General features: G+C 50.6%; 19 protein-coding genes. 18 read left to right on the forward strand and 1 reads right to left on the reverse strand.

Annotated elements, in window-relative coordinates:
- From PF479_RS15540 to PF479_RS15555, 4 genes are all read left to right on the forward strand, one after another.
- Positions 1-110, forward strand: a 110-nt coding sequence (locus PF479_RS15540; RefSeq protein WP_298008308.1) for a LuxR C-terminal-related transcriptional regulator, incomplete at its 5' end; no start/stop codon positions are given.
- A gap of 160 nt (positions 111-270) precedes the next feature.
- The gene (locus PF479_RS15545) at positions 271-1,272 is read left to right on the forward strand and encodes a tripartite tricarboxylate transporter substrate binding protein (RefSeq protein ID WP_298008246.1); all 1,002 of its coding nucleotides are present in this window, start codon (positions 271-273) and stop codon (positions 1,270-1,272) included.
- A gap of 86 nt (positions 1,273-1,358) precedes the next feature.
- Complete coding sequence (locus tag PF479_RS15550) at positions 1,359-1,832, forward strand: tripartite tricarboxylate transporter TctB family protein (protein WP_298008247.1); 474 nt, start codon at positions 1,359-1,361, stop codon at positions 1,830-1,832.
- Positions 1,833-1,842: 10 nt separating this feature from the next.
- A complete protein-coding gene (locus tag PF479_RS15555) occupies positions 1,843-3,342 on the forward strand; it encodes a tripartite tricarboxylate transporter permease (protein WP_298008249.1) in 1,500 nt (499 codons plus the stop codon).
- Here the strand turns inward: PF479_RS15555 and PF479_RS15560 are convergent.
- Complete coding sequence (locus PF479_RS15560; protein WP_298008251.1) at positions 3,317-3,535, reverse strand: hypothetical protein; 219 nt, start codon at positions 3,533-3,535, stop codon at positions 3,317-3,319. The genes PF479_RS15555 and PF479_RS15560 overlap by 26 nt on opposite strands.
- Positions 3,536-3,755: 220 nt before the next feature.
- On the opposite strand from PF479_RS15560, the gene PF479_RS15565 reads away from it, so the two are divergent.
- The 14 genes from PF479_RS15565 to PF479_RS15630 form a co-directional block, all read left to right on the forward strand.
- A complete protein-coding gene (locus tag PF479_RS15565; protein ID WP_298008253.1) occupies positions 3,756-4,706 on the forward strand; it encodes an ABC transporter substrate-binding protein in 951 nt (316 codons plus the stop codon).
- Positions 4,707-4,711: 5 nt separating this feature from the next.
- Positions 4,712-5,902, forward strand: coding sequence for an ABC transporter permease (locus PF479_RS15570; RefSeq protein ID WP_298008255.1), 1,191 nt, complete (start codon positions 4,712-4,714; stop codon positions 5,900-5,902).
- Complete coding sequence (locus PF479_RS15575) at positions 5,889-6,851, forward strand: ABC transporter ATP-binding protein (RefSeq protein WP_298008257.1); 963 nt, start codon at positions 5,889-5,891, stop codon at positions 6,849-6,851. Before PF479_RS15570 ends, PF479_RS15575 begins: the two co-directional genes overlap by 14 nt.
- Positions 6,848-7,585 (forward strand): ABC transporter permease, encoded by a 738-nt coding sequence (locus tag PF479_RS15580; protein WP_298008259.1) that lies wholly within the window; start codon positions 6,848-6,850, stop codon positions 7,583-7,585. Before PF479_RS15575 ends, PF479_RS15580 begins: the two co-directional genes overlap by 4 nt.
- Positions 7,586-7,730: 145 nt before the next feature.
- Positions 7,731-8,048, forward strand: coding sequence for a PspC domain-containing protein (locus PF479_RS15585; protein WP_298008260.1), 318 nt, complete (start codon positions 7,731-7,733; stop codon positions 8,046-8,048).
- Between the two features lie 41 nt (positions 8,049-8,089).
- Entirely contained in the window at positions 8,090-8,959 is an 870-nt protein-coding gene (locus PF479_RS15590) for a hypothetical protein (RefSeq protein WP_298008283.1), read from the forward strand.
- Between the two features lies 1 nt (position 8,960).
- Positions 8,961-9,719 carry a selenium cofactor biosynthesis protein YqeC gene (yqeC, locus tag PF479_RS15595; protein WP_298008285.1) on the forward strand — a complete coding sequence of 253 codons (759 nt, stop codon included), beginning with the start codon at positions 8,961-8,963 and terminating at the stop codon, positions 9,717-9,719.
- A gap of 55 nt (positions 9,720-9,774) precedes the next feature.
- Positions 9,775-11,409: a selenium-dependent molybdenum cofactor biosynthesis protein YqeB gene (gene yqeB, locus PF479_RS15600; RefSeq protein ID WP_298008287.1), complete on the forward strand. Its 1,635-nt coding sequence runs from the start codon at positions 9,775-9,777 to the stop codon at positions 11,407-11,409.
- Positions 11,406-12,590, forward strand: a complete 1,185-nt coding sequence (locus PF479_RS15605; protein ID WP_298008290.1) for an aminotransferase class V-fold PLP-dependent enzyme — start codon at positions 11,406-11,408, stop codon at positions 12,588-12,590. Before yqeB ends, PF479_RS15605 begins: the two co-directional genes overlap by 4 nt.
- The gene (selD, locus tag PF479_RS15610; protein WP_298008293.1) at positions 12,569-13,609 is read left to right on the forward strand and encodes a selenide, water dikinase SelD; all 1,041 of its coding nucleotides are present in this window, start codon (positions 12,569-12,571) and stop codon (positions 13,607-13,609) included. Before PF479_RS15605 ends, selD begins: the two co-directional genes overlap by 22 nt.
- Positions 13,602-13,856 carry a DUF3343 domain-containing protein gene (locus PF479_RS15615; protein ID WP_298008296.1) on the forward strand — a complete coding sequence of 85 codons (255 nt, stop codon included), beginning with the start codon at positions 13,602-13,604 and terminating at the stop codon, positions 13,854-13,856. The genes selD and PF479_RS15615 overlap by 8 nt, the downstream gene beginning before the upstream one ends.
- Entirely contained in the window at positions 13,843-14,478 is a 636-nt protein-coding gene (gene yedF, locus PF479_RS15620; RefSeq protein ID WP_298008298.1) for a sulfurtransferase-like selenium metabolism protein YedF, read from the forward strand. Before PF479_RS15615 ends, yedF begins: the two co-directional genes overlap by 14 nt.
- A gap of 4 nt (positions 14,479-14,482) precedes the next feature.
- Entirely contained in the window at positions 14,483-15,712 is a 1,230-nt protein-coding gene (locus PF479_RS15625) for an exonuclease subunit SbcD (protein WP_298008300.1), read from the forward strand.
- The coding region (locus PF479_RS15630; RefSeq protein WP_298008305.1) for an SMC family ATPase at positions 15,709-17,527 on the forward strand (1,819 nt) is incomplete at its 3' end. The genes PF479_RS15625 and PF479_RS15630, both read left to right, overlap by 4 nt.

Consider the following 17,527-nt stretch of genomic DNA (forward strand, 5'->3'; position numbering starts at 1 on the left):
TCAAAACCGTCAGTACCTATAGAGCCAGGCTGCTGCAGAAGATGAACCTGAAAAACAATTCACAGTTAATCTATTATGCGGTAAAACATAACCTCATATCCCAGAACTAAGAATCAGACACTCTGCGTAGGATGATTCCTACAGGGTTTTCCATTCCTCTCCTACATCCCAGCTTCGGGATCCCACCCTACAATAGTCACATAAAGACCGGTTCTGGTCTTTATGTGACTACTTAATTCATTCCCATCTGGGAAAAAAAAGGAGATTCTTATGAATAAAGGAAGAGCAACTTCCCTGGTACTGATGTTATTAATAATTTTATCATTCGGCCTCAACGCCGAGGGACAGAAGGATGCTGGAAACATTGCATACCCCAAGGGTATGTTTGATTTTGTTGCCCCCGGCGGAGCCGGAGGAGGATGGGATTTAACCATCAGAACAACTGCCAAGGCCTTAAAAGACACAGGACTGGTCAAGATACCAATGCCTGTCAGAAACAATCCCGGAGCCGGAGGATCTGTACACCTAGCCAGTCTTCAGGAAAAGAAAGACTCTGATAAAATCATCACCGTCTATTCTGCACCCCTTCTCCTGACAAACCTCAATGGAACAACCGAACTGGGTCACAAAGACGTGACTCCACTGGCCCGTTTGATTGCAGATTATGCCGTCTTTGTTGTGGCAGCAGATTCTCCCTACCAATCCTTGAACGATGTTATGGATGCCCTGAAAAAGAATCCTAAAAGCGTCAAAGTCGGTGGTGTTTCCTCTGTCGGCTCAATGGATCATGTCCAGTTTCTGATCATGGCCAAGGCCGCAGGAATCAGCGCTCTGAATCAGATTGACTATATCAGCTTTGACGACTCCGCCACCGCACAGGTTCTGGGTGGACACATTGACCTCTTCTCCACCGGACTGTCCGAAGTTATGGGACTCATCGAAAGCGGTGACCTGAGAGCCCTGGCACAGACTTCAGACCACCGTGTGGGTGAGGGTGTTGTAGCCGATATCCCCAGCTGTATTGAGCAGGGAATTGACGCCACATTCGTCAACTGGCGGGGTCTCTTCGGTGCTCCCGAAATGCCCGATTACGCCGTAAACTTCTGGAGAGAGACACTGGCGAAACTGGTGGTAACTCCCGAGTGGGATGCAGCCAGAGAACTCAACGGATGGGACGATGCCTATCAGGATGCTCCCGAGTTCGAAGCCTTCCTTGGACAGGACTATGAAAACTACAAATCAATCCTGACCGATATCGGAATGATCAAATAATTTCTTAAAGGACAGCCCAGGCTTCCGGACAATCCCCCTGGATTGAAACCCGGAAGCTTTGAAGGCTGTGCCGATTGGAGGAAACCGTGAGTTTATCTGTTTTACCATCCCTGCTTTTTTTTGTGCTGGGTCTGGTGTATACGACGGCCACCGTCATGCTGCCCGATGCTTCCATAGGCCGGGCATATGAGCCGAAAATTTTCCCTTTTATGCTGGGATTCATTCTTCTTGTACTGTCCCTCGGTCTGATTGCCCGAGAACTGAAAGAAGTCCGTGGAAAGAATGAAAAAGAGTCGGCCCCACCCTTTTATAAAGAATCCGGTTTCAATAAAATCCTGATGACCTGTGTATTTGCCGTGCTGTATGCCCTGATTTTTAACAAGGCCGGCTATGTCATCAGTACCATTATTTTTCTGGAACTGGAACTGATTTTATTCAATGGAAAAGAAAACTGGAAAGTGAATACGGCTGTGGCTCTGGTCTTCAGTCTGTTTATCTATATTATATTTTCAAAAGTCCTGGGTGTTTTCCTTCCCTTAACACCCGGACTATGGATCTGAGGAGCAATCGATGGATACATTAGGATTTTTGCTGGACGGATTCATGGTAGCCCTGACCCCTGCTAATCTCATGTGGGTCACCATAGGCGGTCTTCTGGGAACCATCATCGGCATGCTTCCCGGACTGGGCCCGGCCACGGGTGTGGCCGTTCTTCTGCCGCTGACATTTTCCATGGGCCCTACCGCCGCACTCATCACCATGGGCGGTGTTTATTACGGAGCCATGTTCGGAGGCTCAAGGGCATCCATACTGATCAACACCCCCGGGGATGGTGCGGCGGTTGCCGCGACATTTGACGGCTACCCCATGACACAACAGGGGCGGGCAGAATCGGCTCTTGCCATCTCGGCGATATCCTCCTTTTTCGGTGGTATATTTGCGACCGTCTGTATGGTGGCCATCGCCATCCCTGTTGCCAGATTCGCTCTTAAATTCGGCCCGGCGGAATACTTTATGCTCTTCCTGTTTGCCCTGTCTGCAACGGCAGCCATGTCAGAAGGCAACCGTCTCAAAGGTTTTATAGCAACGATTTTTGGACTGATGATCGCTACCATTGGTATTGACGGCCAGTCCGGCGTCATCCGATTTTCCATGGGCATCCTGGAGCTGCAGAGCGGCATCGACTTCCTCATCATCATCATCGCCGTCTATGCTCTGGGAGAGGTGTTCAAAAGCTTCAAGAATATCGATTCGGGGAAAGCCAAGGTTCAGACGAACTTTGGAAAGATCTGGATCAGCATGGAAGACTGGAAACGTTCTGTATGGCCGATCCTGAGAAGTGCCCCCCTCGGATTCTTCGTGGGTGCCCTCCCGGGAGCCGGAGGAACCATGGCCTCTCTCATGGCTTACAACAACGAAAAGCAGTTATCCAAACATCCTGAGGAATTCGGAGAGGGGGCCATAGAGGGCCTTGCAGCTCCCGAGTCGGCCAATAATGCGGCCTCTGTAGGAGCCATGATCCCCATGCTGACCCTGGGAATCCCCGGTTCGGGAACCACCGCCGTCATGATGGGAGCCCTTCTCCTTCTGGGTCAGCAGCCCGGGCCGATGCTCTTTCAGCAGCAGCCCCTGATTGTCTGGGGTCTCATTGCCAGTATGTTCATCGGAAACATCATCCTGGCGGTCATAAACATTCCATTGGCGGGTGTTCTGGTTCGTGTCCTGTCCGTTCCTCCCAAGATCCTCTACCCCATTGTACTGGGTCTGTCTTTTGTGGGAGCCTATGCCATCAGCTACAGTGTCATGGATTTTTACATACTGGTCATTTTCGGACTGGTGGGATATTTCATGAGTAAGGCAAAATTCCCGACAACACCTATGATCCTGGCGGTCATCGTCGGGAACAATATGGAGCAGTCTTTCCGAAGAGCCTATAAGATTGCAGACGGAGACGTGGGCATCTTCTTTGGCTCTCCCATCTGCCTGATCCTGTTCACATTAACCATCATTTCCATCTTCTACCCCCTGCTCAGAGGGTATTTCATCAAGAGAAAGGCTGGAAAAGCCTGATCCTTTTCTCCGGCCCGGAGCATGCTTCCTTGATCAACTCCATTTCCGGGCCGGATTTATAATGAATATGTAATGGTTGAAACAGAGGGTTGCTGATGGAAAGTTCCATCAGACTGGCCATCAGACCGATTGAAATATTATAAACAATTGTCAAAATAAAAAGAAGCCAGTCCATCTGACGTCCAGCTACCATAATGGCAATCATATTACTGGCAATGGCCCTATAAAAAATCCAAAAACATTCACCGTAATCAGGATACGGGGCACCTTGCCCATCGCCGTCTTAATGCTTTCCCGAAGGTCTTCACTAATTTGATGACAAATCAGAAAATTATCAGATAGAACAACATCATGACTAAATTTAATGGAATCCTCATTTTACTTTTCCTATACTCATTATCAGGGAGTTTAAGATGAAACAAAAAAGAATTCATATATTATTAATCCTGTCCCTATTGAGCACAGCTCTGTTTGCCACAGGCAAACAGGAAACAATAGATGCTCCGGATATGGTTAAAGGACCGATTCTGGTCGCTTCAAAAATAGATACAGAAGGTGCCCTGCTGGGCAATATCATCCGTCTCGTATTGGAAAACGGCGGATTTGAAGTAGTGGATAAGATTTCATTCGGTCCCACCGACGTGGTCCGCCGGGCCATCATCAGCGGAGAGATTGACATATATCCAGACTATACGGGAAACGGAGCCTTCTTTTTTAATCAGAGTGATTCGGAGCTCTGGAAGGATCGGCAGAAAGGATTTGAACAGGTCAAAAAGCTGGACTTTGAAACAAACAAACTGGTCTGGCTGACTCCGGCACCGGCCAACAATACCTGGGCTATCTGTGTCCGACAGGACCTTGCCGAATCGGAAGGGCTGAAAAGTCTGGAAGATCTGGCGGCCTATGTGAACAGAGGGGGCGAGCTGAAACTGGCAGGATCCGAAGAATTTGCCTCACGTCCGGATTCTCTGCCGGCCTTTGAAAAGGCTTACGGTTTCAAGCTGGAGAATAAGCAGCTCCTGATACTGGCGGGTGGAAACACCTCACAAACAGAACAGGCGGCAGCACGGAAGACAGAGGGAGTCAATGCGGCCATGGCTTATGGAACAGACGGCCAGCTGGCGGCTTTGGGGCTGGTGGTTCTGGAAGATTCCCTGGGAGTACAACCTGTGTATGAACCGGCCCCCATCATCAGGTCTGAAGTTTATATAAAGTATCCTGAGATTGAAAATCTTTTGAAAAATGTGTTTGAATCTCTGGACCTTGTCACCCTGCAGACTCTGAACTCAAGCATAGCAGTGGAAGGAAGGAATGCTGCGGATGTGGCCGAAGAATATCTGAAAGAGAACGGGTTCATAGACTAAAAAGAATGTCTGAAGAACTAAAACCTGATTCTGGAAAAGCGGCGGCTCCGGGAATAATCACCGGGGTTGCCGCGGTTTTTTTTAACTTCATCGTCCTCAAAGAAAACCGGGTGGTTGAAGGCACAGGGCATAGGCTCTTTCAGTCTACTTCCCCCTGGCTTTGGGGGCTCATCCTCCTCCTGTTATTAATAGTATTTCTCATGTGCAGACTGAAAAACCTATCCGGGACACTCATGGACAGAACCCTCAAAGGGGCAGGTATAGTTCTTATGGGGCTGACACTGCTCGCCCTGTCCCAATGGGGGATTATTTACCCGATAGATCAGTATCCCTATGGCCGCATCAGTCCTTCAACAGGAGCCTGGCTCCTTTTGTTATCCTCTTATCTTTTAATCAATGCAGGGGGGGGTACAGGACAATCCCGGGGAGAAAAACTGCTGCACATTCTTCCCTGGATTCTAATATCCTTCTTTGTTTTCAGTGGCAGCCTGTCGGATCTGGGTATTTTCAAAGAATTTGAAAATGAGAAACGCCGCTTTCGGACAGAACTGGGCGGGCACCTCTACATCACCCTGCGCTCTGTCAGTCAGGCGGTAATCATCGGGATTCCTATGGGGATACTGGCCTGGAAGAACAAAAAAACAACTGCCTCCATTTTCGGAGTGATCAACTCACTCCAGACTATCCCCTCTCTGGCCCTCTTTGGATTGTTGATTCCGCCCCTGGCCTGGTTGTCCTTCCGTTATCCCGCTCTCAGGGAGATGGGGTTTAAAGGTGTCGGCCAGACACCCGCCATAATCGCCCTCACCCTTTACGCTCTCCTGCCCATTGTCCGGAATACCTATACCAGCTTGAGCGTGATTGAAGACCGCCTTCTTGATGCCGGCCGAGGCATGGGGATGACTCCAGGGCAGCTGTTTTTCAGGATTGAGCTGCCCATCGGCCTGCCCGTCATACTCAGCGGAATCAGGGTAGCCATGGTGCAGACGACCGGAAATGCCACAGTAGCAGCCCTTATCGGGGCCGGCGGCCTGGGTTTTTTTGTGTTTCGCGGCCTGGAGCAGGCGGCCCCCGATCTGATTCTAATGGGAGTGATTCCCATCATGCTCCTGGTGATTGTTCTGGACAAACTGATGGGCCTGCTCGTTAAACTATTCACACCAAAAGGCCTGGAGACACTCTATGATTCAATTTGAAAACGTCAGCAAATGGTACGGGTCTCACAAGGCGCTGGACCGTATCGATATGAAGCTTCCCCAGGGCAAGACCAGCATACTCCTGGGACCGTCAGGCTGCGGAAAGTCAACCACCCTCCGCTTGATCAACAAGCTGATCATTCCTGAGGAAGGAACCATCCGTATTGACGGTCAGGATATCAGGGAGATGAATAGTGAAGGACTCAGGAGGAGCATGGGTTATGTGATTCAAAGCATTGCCCTGTTGCCCCATATGACTGTAGAAGAAAATATTTCCCTTGTCCCGGACCTGCTGAAATGGACGATGCAGAAAAAGGAAAACCGAACCCTGGAACTGCTGGACATGATTGGACTGGAACCCGGGCGGTACAGGAACAAGTTTCCTTTTCAGCTTTCAGGGGGAGAGGCACAAAGGATCGGTGTGGCCAGAGCCCTGGCGGCAGACCCGCCCTTTCTATTAATGGACGAACCTTTCGGGGCAGTGGACCCCCTCAACAGAGAATCCCTGCAGAATGAATTCATCTCCATTCAGAGGAAGCTGAAAAAAACAGTTGTCTTTGTCACCCATGACCTGGAAGAAGCAGTCCGTCTGGGCGATCATATTACAGTTCTCAAGGAAGGCGTCATTCAACAGACCGGCAGTCCTGCAGAGATTCTGGGACATCCCCGCAATGATTTCATTAAGGAATTTGTCGGCTCCGATCGTATCCTGAAACTTCTCAATTACTATCTTGCTGAAAATTTCATGACTAAAGAGGGATGGGAGAACAATCCGCCCCTGTCCACTCCCTTCCTGTCCGGCACCGACAGCCTTAAAACAGCCCTCTCTCTTATGCTTGAAACCGGACTGGACAGGCTTCCTGTAGAAAACAAAGAATCTGGTTCCCGGGGATACCTGGATCGAAAGACGATTGAAGCCCTGGGAATTCAGGAAGAAGAAAAACCATGAAGAGTAAATTCCAGAAGACAGCATTAATCCTGATAGGAGTATTTTTTCTCCTTTTTATCTTCCTCCCGGATTTTGCCTTGTCCCTACTGAGAATACTCTTCCCCTCCGAGCCCGACAGGTTATACAGCCGGTCTTCTCTCTCCCGTCTCCTCTTAGAGCATATTTTTGTGGTGATTGTCTCTGAGTCTCTGGCCATCCTTCTGGGGACGGGCCTCGGGATTTTTGTGACCCGTCCCCGGGGAAAAGCCTACCTTCCACTGGTTCAATCTCTGGCATCCATGGTTCAGACATTTCCACCTACTGCCGTCCTGGCCCTGGCGATTCCACTGGCGGGATACGGATTTAAACCGGTGATTATCGCTCTCTTTCTATACAGCTCCTTCCCCATTATCAGCAACACCGTGAGCGGTCTGGGGAGTGTACCGAAAGATCTCATTGATGCCTCCAGAGGACTGGGGATGAAGGAAGGGCAGATTCTGATCAGAACAGAAATCCCCCTGGCTGCAGCGGTGATTCTGGCGGGGATTAGAACCAGTACAATCATCAACATAGGGACAGCCACTATCGGGGCAGTGGCCGGAGCCGGAGGACTGGGCAATGTCCTGATGGCAGGACTGATACACAACAATGGTGCCTATATATTCACTGGAGCCCTCTGTGCCGCTCTTCTGGCTTTCTTTGCAGACAGGGCTTTTGCCGGAGTAGATAGAAGACTTAAAAGAAAAGTGGCTTAAAAAGCCTACTTTCGGCGGATTCAACCAATATCTCTTCATTATGCTCTCTGAGACCCTTTTATCCTTGAGAGAGGTCATTTTGGTATACTTATTGCACCTATAGTATTCAAGAAAGAAAGAAATGAATTAAGCCTGGAGGAAAAATATGGAAATTCACAGATCTCACAATGGTCTCTTTTTAGGAGTATGTGATGGTTTGGCAGAATCCCTGGGGATTCCAGCCAAATATTTTAGATTACTCTTCATCATTACAGCCTTGCTCTTTCGGACATGGTTTGTCCTGGCTTTCTATCTACTGGCCGCCCTGCTCATGCCTGTCGAAAACAATGAAGAATGGAAAATCCAGGAGAACTTTGAGTCCCTCAGTCGTGATGCAAAACTGAAGGCTCAGGAAGAATATCAGGAATTGATGGAGACAATCCGAAAGAACAGAAAGGGAGAGAAAACCAGAGGAACCGAATAGTCCCTGGAATTCCAGCAATGCTGTTCCCATTGAAGGTGGATATGGTATATTTAAAAAACCATGATCACCCCTTCAAGCAAGAAAGAAAAGAAACAGGCAGAAGCAATATGAGGCTCCTCTTGTTTCTGTCTCTGTTCTCTTTATTTCTCTCCTGTTCTTCCCTGGGGGGAAGCTCATACACAGAGAGATTAAACAGATCGAAACAAGACAGAATCAGCTCTCTCATGGCGGATCTTTCTCCCCGGGAAGGGAAGCTGTTCTTTTTCAGCGCTGTCACAAGAGAACAATACAGGGACAGAGAACTTGAAAGCTGCCGGCAGGAAGCGGCAGCTCAGCTTTCACGGTACAACGCCATCAACGGCGTCAGTTATGTCCAGACAGAAAATAGAAACAATAATACCAAGTTCTGGGAAGCCGGTGATATTGCCTACAATAGCGACCTGGCCTCATCCCTGGAAGAGTCACTTGTTCTGGAAGAAAAAATACAGACAGAAGAAGGGACATGCGCCCTCTTTTCCTATACCCCTGACCAAATCCCGGACTTTATATTCACAGCCTCCAGGGACATATCAAAGCAGCCGGATTGGACCCTCCAGGCACTGAAGCTGAAGGGCTTTCAGAGTGCTGTCGGCTTCACCGGTCCGAGACGGTATCTGGAACGGACCATACAGCAGGCTGACAAAAATGCTCTGGCGACTCTTCTGGAACAGCGCTCCGGATCACTGGAAACCACACAGAGAGACTGGCAGACCGGTAGAGCCTCCTGGTCAGGAAGTATCATCACAACCAGGGCCTCAGGAACCATCCGGCAGGCCTATATTATCTCCCGATGGCAGGATAAAAAGGGAAATATGTATTCTCTTGTTCTCTGCCCCCTGATAGACCCTGGAAAATGGATGACAAGGCCGTAAAATGAGACAGAGACAACAACTCTTATCTGCCCTCCTGAACCTGAAAAGAGGTAACCGCCTGGCTCTGGTGGGAGGCGGAGGAAAGACCAGTATCCTCTATACTCTGGCCGGGGAGAACCTCCTGGGCCTGGGCCTGTATACAACAACCACAAAGATGTTTGATCCAACAATGGAAAACCACCCCTTCCATCGCCTGCTGACGGACTGGCAGGGAGAGGACTGCCCGGTGCCTGAATCTGAGGCTGAAAGCTGTTTTGTGGCAGCAGGAAGGATCCCCGGTGACAATCCCAAAGTACAGGGCTTGTCAAACAAGAGGATTGAGAGCTGGAAAAGTCTGGAAGTCTGGCCTATTCTGGTTATCGAGGCGGATGGCGCCGCAGGCAGACCGGTCAAGGCTCCCCGGGAGGGAGAACCGGTTATTCCCGGATCAGTAAACAGAGTCCTGGGGTGTATCGGTCTGGATGCTCTGGGAAAAAAAATAGAATCCCCCTGGGTACATTGTTCTGATCTGTTCCAAAAACGATTCTGCAGGAGGGAGCAGAAACGGGTTGACCCGGAGTGCCTTCTGGAGCTGATAAGACATCCCGAGGGACTTTTTCAGAATGCTCCCAAAGGAGCGGAAAAGACTGTGGTTTTTAATAAAACAGACTGTCTGGATTCCAGATATGAAATAGACCTGCTGTTAGACAGATTCAGACAGGAGATCCCCTCGATAAATTTCCTGGGGGTATCACTAAAATTAAATTTATTCAGGACCTGATCATTCGACTGTTCTTATGCCTGGATATCCGGAAGAATCGGAGCAAGGAGCCCCAATGTCCTTATTTACCAAAGCCGCAGAGCTTGAAAAACAGAACAGGTCATTCGCGCTGATCACCATCACAGCCAGTGAGGGTTCAGCACCCAGGAACTCGGGACGGATGATCCTCCTGAATGACGGATCAATATTGGGGACCATCGGCGGCGGTCCCGCAGAAAAGCTCGTGATAGAGGAAGGCTTGAAATGCCTGAAAGCCGGAGTTTCCCGTTCGGTCAGCTACAAACTGGACAGCGGTACATCATCCCGGAGCATCAACATGGTCTGTGGGGGTAACATGGAGTTCTTTATCGAAGTCTTTCTGCCCCGGCCTGCCCTGTTCCTTGCCGGTGGCGGCCATGTCAATCTGGCTCTGGCAGAGCTGGCGGAGAAGCTGGACTACCCCTATGTGGTTGCCGACAGCCGTCCGGAGATAGCCTCCAGAGAGCGATTCCCCAGGGCCCTGGATCATATTTGTGAGCCCGACTCGTCTGCCCTGTTCAGCGAAGCTCTTGCAAGGGGCTTGATCGACAGTGGTACCTCCCTGATCATAGCCACCCACAATCATGATGAAACGGCCCTGGCCGCGGCACTCCGGACAGAGAGCTCCTACATCGGAATGCTCGGAAGCAAGCGGAAGGTCCGCCTGTTCCTGAACAAGATGAGTGAGGCCGGATTCTCAGACAAGGATCTGGAACGAGTATATTCTCCCATAGGCCTGGATCTGGGAGCCGAAACACCTCATGAAATTGCCATCAGTATCCTGGCGGAAATCATGATGCTCCGCACTGGGAGCAGCGGAAAATCTATGACTCTTCTCCCCAAAGCATTTCCCCCTGAAGGGGCACCCCTCATCATTGTCCGAGGAGCAGGAGACATTGCCAGCGGCGTCATCTGTCGTCTCCACAACAGTGGCTTCCGGGTGGCCGCCCTTGAGACAAACCAGCCAACAGTGATCCGCCGGACTGTTTCCTTTGCTGATGCCCTCCGTTTTGAAACAGCCCTGGTAGAAGGGATACAAGCCGTCAAAACGGCAAACGAGAATGAGATCAGCCGGGCATTTTCAGAAAAGAAGATTCCCATCCTTGCCGACCCGCAGGGGCTTTGGATTGAAAAACTCAAGCCCCTTTGCGTAGTGGATGCCATCCTGGCCAAGAAGAATCTGGGAACCCGGATGGATATGGCCGCCGTTGTTATCGGCCTTGGTCCTGGATTCACCGCTGGCGAGGATGTTCATGCAGTGATCGAAACCAACCGGGGGCATAGCCTGGGTCAGGTCATTCTCAAAGGGCAGGCTCTCAAGGACACGGGAATACCCGGCACCATTGGCGGCTACTCGTCTGAACGGGTTATTCGAGCTCCGGCTTCAGGGATCATCGAAGTGATCCGGGATATTGAGAGCCTTGTGAAGAAGGGCGAGGTTCTTGCCAGGATTGGAAAGACTGAAGTCCTCTCACCCCTGGATGGTGTGGTCAGAGGCATGATTGCTCCGGGCACCCTGGTGAAAGAAGGTCTGAAGATGGCCGATGTTGACCCCAGGGGTGAAACCACCTACTGCCATCAGGTCTCAGACAAGGCCCGGGCTATAGCCGGAGGAGTACTGGAAGCACTGCTCCAGCTGACTCCCCGACTCCTGACAGGAAGGCAGAATTGATTTATCTTGATAATGCCGCCACCAGCTGGCCCAAGCCGCCGGGACTGGCCGAGGCGATGAGCCGGGCTATCGAGGCACCTCTGGGAAATCCAGGGCGGAGCTCCCATGCTGCCGGGATCAGCGCCGACAGGATTCTTTTTGAACTGAGGGAAACCATGGCAGAGATATTTGCAATGAAGGACAGCAGCTCTCTCATCTTCAACTCGGGAGCAACAGAATCGCTAAATACAGTGCTCTCGGGATTCCTGAAGCCGGGACAGAAGGTCCTGACCAGCTCCATGGAACATAACAGCGTGATGCGCCCCCTCCTTCATCTTCAGAGAGAGAGGAACCTGAGTCTGAGACGTTTCCCCTCAGATCCTGACAGCGGATTCCCCGACATGAAGTCCTTTGAAAAGGAAATGGATCAGAGGCCGGATCTTCTGGTGGTCACGGCGGCCTCCAATGTGAACGGAGTGATCTTTCCCCTGGAAGAGATGGCGTATCTTGCCGGGAAGAAGGGTGTTCCTCTGTGTGTCGATGCCGCTCAGGGTGGTGGAGAAATTCCTCTATACCCGGAAAAATGGGGAATCGACTTCCTCTGTTTTGCCGGGCATAAGGGCCTTCTAGGCCCTTCCGGTACAGGGGGATTCACCATCCGGGACCCGGAGCGCCTCATGCCTCTCATCCTGGGCGGCACGGGCAGCCGCTCCAGAGAGGAAGAACAGCCTGACATGATGCCTGATAAGTTCGAAAGCGGAACCCCCAATATCCCTGGCCTGGCTGGTCTGCTCCACAGTCTCAATTTCATCATTGATTCCGAGTCTCTTCATTTAGAGGCAAAAAACAGAACAAAGCGATTCGTCGAGGAACTCAGTGAACTGGAGGGTATCCGTATTGTTGGTAGGCCATCCGCGAGAGGCTCCGGAGGGAAGACTCCGGAAGAAAGTCCTTCTTACTTGAGAGTGATCTCCCTCCTTCCAGTAATCGGCACACTGACAGAGCTGACCGCCTTTATAAACAGTAAAAACATGGCGGTACGCTCGGGGCTGCAATGCTCACCCTCGGCCCACAAGACCCTGAAAACCTTTGATGCCGGAGGCACTCTGCGCCTCTCTCCCGGCCTCTTTACGACAGACGGGGAACTGAATGAATTTATGACAACCTTGAAGGAGTACATATGGCAAACCCGGAAAAATTAAGCGGGTATTCCCGATTTTCAGGATGTGGAGCCAAACTGGGGCCTGCTCTGCTGGATAAGGCACTCTGTGGACTGACTCAACCCCGCAGGCCCGAGGTCCTGGCAGATTTTTCCGGCAGCGAAGACGCCGGAGTCTACCGCATCAGCGATGATATCGCCCTTGTTCAGACCATTGATTTTTTTCCCCCCATCGTAGATGACTCCCGTCTCTTCGGTGAAATCGCCGCCGCCAATGCCCTGTCGGATATTTATGCCATGGGGGGCCGGCCGGTGAGTGCGGTGAATGTGCTGTGCTATCCCGATGAAGACCTTCCTCTGGAGTACCTGAAGAATATCATGGAAGGAGCGCTATCCAAGCTGATCGAAGCGGAAACCGCCCTATTGGGGGGTCACAGCGTCAGCGACAGGGAGCTCAAATTCGGGTTTTCCGTGAATGGCCTGATTCATCCGGATAAGATCATCCGGAACAATACTCTCAGAAACAAGGATATTCTCATCTTGACCAAGCCTCTGGGTACAGGGACGATCAACACGGCGATGAAGGCAGAGATGGCCTCTCCACAATCGGTCAAAGCCTCGGGACAGAGCATGAGAATGCTGAACAAAAAAGCCTCTGAGTTGATGAAGCAGTACAATGTTTCCGCCTGTACGGATGTGACAGGCTTCGGTCTGGCCGGTCATGCCGCCGAGATGGCAATGGGCAGCGGGATGGATCTGCACTTCTTTATTCACGAACTGCCCCTCCTCCCGGAAGTCATGGATTATTTAAGTATGGGCCTGGTCCCGGAAGGAACCTACCGGAACAGGGAGTTCCGTCTGTCCCGGATCAAAAATCCGGAAGCCGTATCCCCGGAGGTCATGGACCTCATCTTTGATCCTCAAACCTCGGGAGGACTGCTGATCGCTCTTCCCGGGAAGGATGGACTGCCCTTTCTGGAGGAATGCCGAAAATGCGGTATGGAGGCCTCAATCGTAGGAAGAGCGGAAGAAGGAACAGAAAGGTTAGTATTGAATGCATGAGTTTTTGTTCACCTTTCAATCGACCCACCAGGCGTTAAAGGGTGAAAAATATCTAAAGAGTTTAAAGCATAGGATAAAATTGATTCCCACTCCCTTTGAAATATTCGCCGAGTGCGGTTTCAGTCTGGAAGTGCATCTGGAAGAGGAAAAATGGGAAGAAATCAGTAAAGATCCAAAATGGAGCTTTGCCGAATGTTATCTGATACTGCAGGAAAACGGAGGGAAGAGACATTATGAAAGAGTATAAACTGGACGCCAGGGGACTGGACTGCCCGAAGCCTCTCCTGAGAACAAAACAAGTCATAAGCGACCAGAAATTTGACAGACTGACTGTCCTGGTCGGCAATGAACCTGCCAGAGAGAATATCATGCGCTTCCTCAAACATATGAAATTTCAGGATATCCACTGGGAAACAACCGGCGTGGAAGGAGAGTTCTCCATCAGCTCTGTCCCGGGATTGGCTAACCAGGAAAATTCTGTTCCGGAAACAGAAAAAGCAGAAATACCGCCCATCATCCCGGCAACTGGAGGTGGAAATACGGTTCTCATAGCAAGCGAAAGAATCGGCATGGGGAAAAAAGATTTGGGAGGCCTCCTGATGAAGGGTTATATCTACACCCTCACCCAGATAGAGATTCCTCCGGCTTACCTGATTTTTATGAATACAGGAGTCAATCTGACCCTCGATGATTCAGAGAGCCTGGAAGACCTGAGAGTCCTGGAAGGCCGGGGAGTCTCCCTCCTTGTCTGCGGCACATGCCTTGACTACTTGAATGCGGGAGACAGGTTACAGATCGGGCAGATTTCAAACATGTACGAGATTGCCGAGAGATTACACAGCAACACAGGAGTCCTTACGTTTACGTAAACCCATGAAAATACTACACACATCAGATTGGCACCTTGGGAAAAAACTGGGGAACTGGTCCCGATTGGAAGAACAAAAAGAAATTCTGGATGAAATCCTTGAAATATGCAGGGAAGAAAAACCGGACCTGATCCTCCTCTCCGGGGATCTTTATGACAGCTGGAATCCTCCCCATGAAGCCATAGAGCTGCTCTATCAGAGCCTTCACAGGATGACAGAGGGAGGCAAACGGATTCTCATCGCCCTGGCAGGGAATCATGATGCCCCCGAACATATAGAAGCTCCGGATGTACTGGCCCGGGAGTGCGGTATCTTCTTTATGGGATATCCCGAGAGTCAACCCGACGACATTCTCTTTGACTCGGGGCTGAGTGTTCGGTTTCCCGATCCGGGTATGATCATCCTGGAGGGGATGAAAGGGATAAAGGAAACGGTGAGAATCATCTGTACTCCCTATGCCAGCGAACCCCGGATGCGACACTATCTGGATGTGGAAGACAAGGAAGAAGCCCTGAGAAATGTGCTGACAAGACACTGGCAATCTCTGGCTGAAAAGTACTTTGATTCCAAAGGAATCAACCTGATGGCGGCTCATCTCTTTATGGGAAATTCTTCTGAACTGCTGACCGAGGAAGAACCGGAAGGAGAGAAATCAATTCTTCATCCCGGAGGCCTGGAACAGATCTTTAGTGAATCCTTGCCCCAAAACTGTCAGTATATGGCCCTGGGACACCTTCACAGGGGCTTTCCCATTTCAACAAGTCCCGTTCCGGCGGTGTATTCCGGCAGCCCGGGAGCCTACAGCCTGAGTGAAAAATCAGAGGACAAGTCGGTGGTTCTCATCGATGTCCAGCCGGGGAAAAAAGCAAAGTTCCACTTTCGTTCCCTGAAGAGCCCCTGGCCCCTCTATAGGAAGACTTTTACCTCAACAGAAGAAGCAGTAGACTGGCTCAAAGGGCATCCCTCGGGTTATGTGGAAATCACAATGAAAACCGAAGCCTACCTTTCGGGCACGGAGAAACAGAAAATTCTTCAGAGTCATGATCGGATTCTGGCCATCATCCCCGAACTGATATCCCGGGGAAAAGAAAGAGTTTCTGGCCCCATCAATTTTTCCGGAAAATCCATCCGGGAGGTATTCGGTGAGTATTACCGCAGCAGCAACCAGAACAGCCTCCCGGGAGAAGAGCTGATGACCTTGCTGGATGAAATTCTCAGCGGGAGGGATGAATGATTCCTCTTAAACTGACAATGGAAGGAGTCAACTCCTACAGAACCCGGCAGATCATAGATTTTCAGACCCTCAGCGAGGCAGGGATTTTTGGAGTCTTCGGTGCCGTGGGCAGTGGTAAATCGGCGGTACTGGAATCCATGACCTACGCCCTGTACGGCCAGATTGAACGACTCAATGACAAGGAGCAGAGGGGCTATAACATCATGAACCTCCAATCCTCCTCCCTGTTTATTGATTTTGAGTTCAGCCATAAAAAAGAGGACTACCGCTTTACCGTCTCTGCGAAAAGGAACAAGAAGGATTTTTCAAAGATCCAGAGTCCCGAACGGTCGGGGTATATCAGAAAATCGGGGGAGTGGGTGCCTCTTCCCGATGAGGGCATGAGAGGCGGTATTTCGGCTGAATCCGTTATGGGCCTCAGTTATGAGCACTTTAGAAAGACCGTCATTATTCCCCAGGGTAAATTCCAGGAATTCATAATGCTCCCTCCTGCCCAGAGGACGGCCATGATTGAGACCCTCTTCGGCCTGGAGCGTTTCAACCTGTCCTCCCGGACCAATATCCTGCTGGCCCGGAGCAGAGAAGAGTGCTCTTTTCTGGAAGGAAAACTGGATGACCTGCAGAATCTGACCGGGGAGAACCTGGAGGCTCTTGAGACCGAGCTGTCTCTCCTGGAGAAGGCCCTCACCCTCAAGTCGAAGGATAGAATAATTCGGTCTGACCGCCTGAAAAAGCTGGAAGAAATCCTCCAGATCAAACAGGAGCAGGCAAAGATAGAGGTCGAGCTCCAGAAACTGGAATCCCGGAAAGAAGAGATCCGGAAGAGGGAAGAGGACCTGAACCGGTTCCGCCGTCTGGACCGTATCTTCTCGCAGGATCTGAAATCCAAAGAGGAGTTGATCCGTCAGAAAGGAGAGATTTTCCGACAGAAGGAAGAGCTGGAATCACGAATATCCTCTGCCGAAATAAAGATGAAGAAGCAGGAAGCCTACTGGCTCAGGTTAGAGGGAGATCAGGAAAACTATGCCGACCTCAGCCGGAACCGGGACTCTCTGGAAGCGGCAGAAGAGATAAAAAACAAACGAAAGCTTCTGGAAAAAACCGCCGGACAGCTGAAAGAGCTGGAGAATCTTCTCATTATCCTGAAAAAAGATCACCAGAAAAAGATCCAAAGACTGGAAGAACAGGATCGGATGATCACAGATCTGGAAGGTCAACTTGAAGAGGCCGAAGAGCTCAAGCCTCTGGAAGAGTGGTATGGCCGTTCAAAAAGACTGAATGAGAAACTGACGGAACTGAAAGACAGCATCCGGGAACTGCAGGAAGATTCAGCAGAATACCGGAACGCCCTGAGGAAAGAGTTCCCGGATTGGAAAACCCTGCCGGGAGGCCCGATCGACACGATCAGGAAGGACCTGATGCACCGCATCCAGAAAGAAGCCGAAGAGCTTGACCATCGACAGACTCATATGGAAGAGCAAAACAGGACAAAAGACCAGGCCCGGCTTCTATCAGATCTGGCAGAGGCCCTGGAGGACGGAATGCCCTGCCCTCTCTGCGGTGCCCTTCACCACCCGGATGTCATTTCTGCCGGAAAGGAGTGTTCTTACACAGAAGAAGAGACGGCCCTGAAGGCCTTGAAGAAAAAACATCAATCCAGGAAAGAGAGAGTTCAGGAGATTCTGACCCGCCTTGAATACCTGGAATCTGCTGAGATCAAGGCAACAGCACTCCTCAAGGGGCATCTGCAGGACCTTGAAGGTCTGTACATCAAATTCAAAATGAATAGTTATGATCCGGTGAATAATGAAAGTT

The organism is Oceanispirochaeta sp. (assembly GCF_027859075.1).
Classification (GTDB): domain Bacteria; phylum Spirochaetota; class Spirochaetia; order DSM-2461; family DSM-2461; genus Oceanispirochaeta.